Consider the following 6788-nt stretch of genomic DNA (forward strand, 5'->3'; position numbering starts at 1 on the left):
GCCCCGGCCGCCCCGGCCGTGCGCGGGCGCGAGAAGCGCGCCTCGTCAATGGCCGGCTCACGCCCCTTGTAGACGTTGCGGAAGGCGGCGGTTTCGCCATAGACGCCCTTCCAGCGATAGAAGATGTGCGCCCCGATCTGCGTGACCTTGGCGACCGTCGGCGCCCACCAGGGATGCACATAGTCGGCGTGATAGTGGGTGGCGGTGCCGACCTGTTGCGCAACCGCGCCGTCCAGCGCCTTTTCCGCCACGCGGCGCGCCCGATCCCACGCCCAGGCGACCGGCGCCTGAGCCAGGGAGCCGTCGCAGGTGAAGCTGAACTGGCATCCCGTGGTCCGCTCGGCCCCCTCGAACACCACGCCGCACACGGTGTTGGCGTAGTTGGGGTCGCGCACCCGGTTCAGGACGACCTGGGCCACCCCGGCCTGGCCGCTGTCCGGCTCCAGCGCCGCCTCAAAATAGACGGCCTGGGTCAGGCAGCGCAGGGCGCGACGCCGATCCTCGGCGCTGCCCTTGAAGACGAAGGGCTGGGCGGGGCGCAGCGCGCCGGACGCCGGGGCCATGGCGGCGTTCAGACGCTGGGCCTCCAGCCCGCTCTTGCCAGGCTCCAGGCCCGGCTTGCCGGCCAGGGTCAGGCTCTCCCACCCCGGCGTCAGTCCATAGAGGGCCGGCTGCAGCAGGTTGGGATCGTGCCGCATGGCCTCGGCCAGCTGCGCGGGCGTCAGCCGCGCCTTGATCGCCGCCAGCCCGTCCACGCCCAGATCGCCGCCGGTGATGCGCGACACCGCCTCGGCCGTGCGGTCCGCGTCGGGGCGCACGCTGGAGCCGGCCGCCATGGCGACGCCCAGCACAGCACCCGCCGCGGGCAGGGCAGCCGCCGAACGCCGCAGCGTCTTCAACATCGTCTTCCAGGGCGGCAGGGTCATTCAGGGTCCGAAAAGGCGTTCGACAACGTCGCCGAGCGCCGAAGGTTCGCCCTTGTAAGGGAGAACCTAGACCAATTTCCGGCGACACGGCGACCGCCGTTACGTCGTGTCTCGGTCGGCGCGGTTCAAGATGGGGTGGCCGGTGGCGGCGCAGGGTGTAAAGCTGTGGCCAGTTCGCCTGATCGAGACGGGACCGGGGATGCGTAAAACCAGGGACGACAAGGCTTCGTCGTGGCGCATAAGGGCTGCTGACCGGTGGTTGGTCGGACTGGCGCAGCTGTCGACCCCCTCCGTCGCTGGGCGTGTGCTGATCGGGGTCGGTTTCGCGGCGGCGGCCCTGATCGCGCGTGCGGCGCTGTCGGTGATCTATGGCGAACTCACCGGCTTCACCATCCTGCTGCCGGCGGTCAGCCTCGCGGCGCTGGCGGGCGGCTGGACCGCAGCCCTGGTCGCGCTGGTGATCTGCATCGGCGGGGGCTGGGCCATTCTGGGCGTGACCGCCACAGGCAAGGACGGGGTGCTGAGCGCGATCGGCCTGGTGGCCACGGTCAACTTCATCATGGTCGGCCTCTTCATCGCCGCAGTCAGCGCGGCCCTGCGCGGCGCCCTGCTGCGGATCAGCGAGAGCGAGACCCGGTTCCGGCAACTGGCGGACACCACGCCCGCGCCCATCTGGCTGCGCAACGCCGATGGCGCGTTCCAGTTCGTCAACGCCGCCGTCCTGAGGCTGCATGGTCTGGATCAGGCGGCGCTCGCCGACGGCGGCTGGCGCGAGGCGATCCATCCCGAAGATCTGACGCGGATCGACGCCATGGAGGCCGAGGCCGCCAAGACCTGCAAACCCTATGAGTTCGAAGTCCGCGTTCGCGGAACGAGCGAAGACTGGCGGTGGATGCGCGCCATCGCCCGCCCGCGTTTCGACGATCAGGGCCGGTTCCTGGGCCATACCGGGATCGCCTTCGACGTCACCGACAGCCGCGCGGCGCTGGAGGCGTCGGCGCGGGCCGAGCGTCGCCACGCCTTCCTGCTGGACCTCAGCGACCAGTTGCGCGATCAGACCGACCCGGAAGAGATCATGGGCCAGGTCGAGACCGCCCTGGGCGGCCTGCTGGACGCCGAGCGGGTGGGCTATGGCGAGGTGGATCAGGCGGCCGGCGTCGTGACCATGAGCCGCGACTGGACCGCCGGCGTGGCCAGCGCCCAGGGCCAGTTCCCCCTGGACGCCTTCGGCCAAGACTTGATCACGGACCTGGCGGAAGGCCGCACCATCCAGATCGAGGATGTTCGGCACGATCCTCGCACCGCCGCCTACGCCGACGCCTTCGACGCCATCCAGACGCGCGCCCTGATCCGCGCGCCCCTGATCCGAAACGGCCGACTGCGCGGCTTCCTCTATGTTCACGCCTCACGGCCGCGCGCCTGGACCGAGGCGCAGGTCAGCCTGGTCGAGGAGGTCGCCGCCCGGACCTGGGCAGAGGTCGAACGCGCCCGCGCCGAGAACGAGACCCGCGAGAGCGAGCAACGATTCCGCGTCATCGCCGACACCGCCCCCGTCCTGATCTGGGTGACGGGCCAGGACAGGCGCCGCACCTTCGTCAACCAGACCTATGTCGACTTCTATGGCGCAGACTACGAAACCGCGCGCGATCTGGACTGGCGCGCGGCGCTCCACCCCGACGACCAGGCGCGGATCCTGAACGAATCACTGGCCGGGGAGGCGTCCCGCGCGCCGTTTTCTTTAGAAGCCCGATATCGCCGCCATGACGGCCAATGGCGCTGGCTGAAGTCGTTTTCGCGTCCGCGTCTCTGCGGGTCGGAAGTGATCGGCTTCGTCGGGGTGGCCTTCGACGTGACCGAGACCCGCGCGGCCCAGGCCAGGCTTGAGGAATCCGAAAACCGTTTCCGCACCGTCGCCGACAGCGCCCCTGCCCTGATCTGGATGAGCGACGACGCGGCCCAGCTGATCTTCGCCAATCGTCGCTATCGCACCTTCTTCGGGCTGGAAGGCCAGGCCCATTTGCCGGACAGCTGGCGGCGTCTGGTGCATAAAGACGACGAGACGGTCTTTTCGGCCGCCTTCATGCGCGCCTTCGAGGCGCGGGATCGGTTCGAGGCCCTGACGCGGGTGCAGCATCCGTCGCTGGGCCTGCGCTGGCTGCGCACCGAGGGGGTGCCGCGCTTCGACGCGGCCGGCCTGTTCCAAGGCTATGTCGGGGCCTGTCTGGACGTGACCGACGCCAAGCGGGCCGAGGACGACCTGAAGCGGATCAACGAACTGCTGGAGGAACGGGTCGACGAGGCCCTGGTCGAAAAGGCCCAGGCCGAGGCCCAGCTGATGCACGCCCAGCGGATGGAGGCGGTGGGGCGCCTGACAGGCGGGGTGGCGCACGACTTCAACAACCTGCTGACCGTGGTGATCGGCGCGCTGGACATCATTCTGCGCAGCGACGATCCGGCCAAGCGCAGGAAGCTGGGCGAGGCCGCCCTGGCCGCCGCCCGCCGGGGCGAGAGCCTGACGCACCAGCTGCTGGCCTTCTCGCGCCGTCAGGCGCTGCGGCCCGAGCCCATCGACCTGAACGCCCTGATCCGCGAGGGCGAGCCGTTGTGGCGGCGCGCGGTCGGCGAGGCCGTGGACTTCAAGGTCAGGCTGAAGCGGGGCGGCGCGCGTGCCAACGTCGATCCGGCCCAGTTCGAGGCGGCCCTGCTGAATCTGATCGTCAACGCCCGCGACGCCCTGGGCGACGTGACCGGACCCAAGGGCCGCGGCGGGGCGCACATCACCGTGCAGACGCGCGAGGCTCAGGTCGCGGCCGGCGAAGTGGCCGAACTGGCGCCGGGCCGCTATGTCTGCGTTGCGGTGATCGATAACGGCGAAGGGATGTCGCCCGACATCGTGGACCGGGTGTTCGAACCCTTCTTCACCACCAAGGGTGTCGGCAAGGGCACGGGCCTGGGTCTAAGCCAGGTCTATGGCTTCGCGCGCCAGTCGGGCGGCGGGGCGCAGATCGTCTCGACGCCAGGTCAGGGGGCGGAGATCCGGCTCTACCTGCCGGCGCTGTCGCGCGACGACCTCGCCGTCGAAGGCACGCCAGTGGAGACCGGCGCCAGCCGCATCGAAGGTGGCCGACTGCTGCTGGTGGAGGACGATCCGGGCGTGTCGGCGGTGGCGATGGAAATTCTGGAGGAACTGGGACTGGAGGTCGATCTGGCCGAGGATGGACAGCAGGCTCTGCGCGCGCTGGATCAGACCAAGTACGACATGATGCTGACGGACGTGGTCATGCCCGGCGGGATGAGCGGCGTCGATCTGGCGCGCGTCGCGGCCCGGTCCTGACCCGAGATGCGGATCGCCCTGGTGTCGGGCTATGTCGGCGACGATGTGGACGAGGTGCTGGCCGACACGCCCTGGCCGCTGCTGCGGAAACCCTATTCCTCGGACCAGCTTCGCGGCCTGCTGGAGCAGTTGACCGCCGCGCCGGTCGTCTGACCCGCAAAGAAAAACGCGCCGCAGGTTCTGCGGCGCGTCGATCATTCAGAGGGGTCGATGTTTAGCGGCGCGCCTTGCGGGCGGCGTAGCGGGCGTCGCGCTTGGCCTTCTGCTCTTCCTTGGTCAGTTGCTTGCGGGCCTTGCGGTCCGCGCGCTTCTCGGCGTCGATCTCTTCCTGAGCGGCGAGTTCGGCGGCGATGCGGGCGGCTTCCTTCTCGGCCTTTTCGCGACGCAACTCGGCCTTGGCCAGTTCGTGCTGCTGGCGCAGGGATTCCTTTTCGGCGGCCCGCTTCTCGGCCAGCTTTTCGAATTCGGGATCAGGCGCGGCGGCCTTGGGCTTGAACTTGGCGAGCAGCGCCTTCTTGGCTTCCTGCTGGGCGGTAATGCGGTCGGAGAATCCGGTCTTCAGATCTTTCATGCGAAAGCGTCAGGGTTCCTTGTGAACGGCCAGGAGCGGCCGTCGGGGGTCAGGTGGCGAAGAAAACGCGCGGCCTGAATCGGGGCGCACAAAGCCGATATGGTCGCGAAAATCAAGGTTCGCGGCGATGAAATCGACGGGGAAAAAGATTTAACGGCGGTCGCGGCCTCGCCGCAACACCGGTTATCAAATAGGAAGCTGTCGCCGGACGACAAGCGCCGCCGCCCGGCAGACCCGCCGTTTCAGGGCTTAGCGCGGCTTCTGCGACTGACCGACCGCCGTGCCGGCCGCGCCGCCGACAGCCGCGCCGACAGGGCCGCCGACGACGGCGCCCGCGACCGCCCCGCTGGCGGCCTTCTGTTCGATGGTGGTTCCGCAGGCGGCCAGGGCCAGGGTTCCCAGGACGGCGGCGGCGGTGATGGCGATTTTCATGAGGCGTCTCTCCAAAGGCCACGCTTGAACGCCGAATGCGGCTTGGCGGTTCCGGCGGCGCCCTTTTCAGTTGCGGAACATCCGCCCGGTCACATTTCACAACCGCGTCGGTCCACACCTTTAGTCATCGACATCAGCTACGACGATTTGTGACAAAGTGAACGCAGAATATAATACAGTATTGATGCTATTGATTTCCTTCTCAACGTCCGCTTTCGGCCACATCACGGGCGACTGCTGAAAAATACATAGACGCTTCTGTCGTTTAACCATCTGATTGCGAATCGACCACATTGCGGCCATAAAAGGCTGGCTATAGGCCCGTCCTCGACGCCCGGGCCAGTGAGCCGAGCGCCGGAAATTGCAGGCTGGAAAGCGACCGAAAGCGTCGCCTGGCCGGCGAGACTACCCCGGGGGCCGCGTTTCTCGCCCTGCTGAACAGGACTACCTCGTTGTCGCATTCCTCGCAGACGCGCGCCCTTCTGCGCGCCGATCGTGTGGCCAGGATGAAGCCCATGACGGCCGCCGCAGCGATCGGCGGTCTGGTGGGTCTGGCGATCGGATGCGCCTATCTTGGCGGTACGGCTGCGCGCGCGACGACGCTGCGCGCCCAGGCCGAACGGATCCAGGGCGCCACCGCCGCCGGCTTCACCGAAGAAGCCTTGGCCGCCGCCGCAGGCGGTCTGGACGCCAGCGCCCTGACCATCGCGCGTCGGCACGATCCCTATACCGGCGCCGGGTCCGCCCAGCGCGACCGCCAGTCCGAACTGCTGGCCGCCCGTCTCGAACAGCTTCGCGCCTCGGACGGTTCCAATCTTCGTCGCGCCAGCCTGACGGCGCCCGACCCCGCCCGCCCCTTCCGCATGGACCACGCACTGGACGCCAGCCGCGATCTGGATTGCCTGACCCAGGCCGTCTATTACGAAGCGCGCGGCGAAGGGTCCGACGGCATGAAGGCCGTGGCCCAGGTGGTTTTGAACCGCGTTCGCCACCCCGCCTTCCCCAAGACCATCTGCGGCGTAGTGTTCCAGGGCGCCGCACGCAGCAGCGGGTGTCAGTTCTCCTTCACCTGTTCCGGCGTGATGCGCGGCCGGGTCAACGCCTCGGCCTGGACCCGCGCGCGTTCGGTCGCCTCTAGCGCCCTATCAGGTTCGGTTTTCGCCCGCGTCGGCAACGCCACCCATTTCCACACCACCAATGTCGCGCCCGGCTGGCGCTCGTCGCTGGTGCAGGTCAGCCAGGTCGGCAGCCATCTGTTCTACCGCTTCGGCGGGCGGTCCGGCGCCGGCAACGCCTTCACCTACGCGGCACATCCGTCGTCCGAGGCCGAACGCCCGCGTCTGGTTCAGGCCAGCCTGAACCCGGTCGAGACGGCCCGCCAGGCCGGTCAGGCCGTGGCCTATTCGCTGGTTCTGGCGCAGGAGGGGCTTAGTGTCCCAACCGCCCATGCGGCCGCGCCCCAGCCGCGTGCGGCGAACGCCCAAACGCCCACCCCGGCCCAACCCGTCGCTCGCTCGACCGGCGC

General features: G+C 68.8%; 6 protein-coding genes. 3 read left to right on the top strand and 3 right to left on the bottom strand.

Annotated elements, in window-relative coordinates; all coding sequences use genetic code 11:
• A partial coding sequence (locus RTU05_RS16380; RefSeq protein WP_312599396.1) for a cell wall hydrolase occupies window positions 1–926 on the bottom strand: 926 nt, incomplete at its 3' end.
• Window positions 927–1125: 199 nt separating this feature from the next.
• Between RTU05_RS16380 and RTU05_RS16385 the strand changes: the two genes are divergently transcribed.
• Complete coding sequence (locus RTU05_RS16385) at window positions 1126–4260, top strand: PAS domain S-box protein (protein ID WP_312599397.1); 3135 nt, start codon at window positions 1126–1128, stop codon at window positions 4258–4260.
• A 6-nt stretch (window positions 4261–4266) separates the two neighbouring features.
• Window positions 4267–4413, top strand: a complete 147-nt coding sequence (locus RTU05_RS16390) for a hypothetical protein (RefSeq protein ID WP_312599398.1) — start codon at window positions 4267–4269, stop codon at window positions 4411–4413.
• Between the two features lie 61 nt (window positions 4414–4474).
• Here the strand turns inward: RTU05_RS16390 and RTU05_RS16395 are convergent, their stop codons facing one another.
• Together RTU05_RS16395 and RTU05_RS16400 are read right to left on the bottom strand one after the other, a co-directional pair.
• Window positions 4475–4831, bottom strand: a complete 357-nt coding sequence (locus tag RTU05_RS16395) for a DUF6481 family protein (RefSeq protein ID WP_312599399.1) — start codon at window positions 4829–4831, stop codon at window positions 4475–4477.
• A gap of 249 nt (window positions 4832–5080) precedes the next feature.
• The gene (locus tag RTU05_RS16400) at window positions 5081–5263 is read right to left on the bottom strand and encodes a hypothetical protein (RefSeq protein WP_292045896.1); all 183 of its coding nucleotides are present in this window, start codon (window positions 5261–5263) and stop codon (window positions 5081–5083) included.
• A gap of 515 nt (window positions 5264–5778) precedes the next feature.
• Between RTU05_RS16400 and RTU05_RS16405 the strand changes: the two genes are divergently transcribed.
• On the top strand, window positions 5779–6788 hold a 1010-nt coding region (locus RTU05_RS16405; RefSeq protein WP_312599400.1), incomplete at its 3' end, for a cell wall hydrolase.

Source organism: Brevundimonas sp., assembly GCF_032017145.1.
Classification (GTDB): Bacteria; Pseudomonadota; Alphaproteobacteria; order Caulobacterales; family Caulobacteraceae; genus Brevundimonas.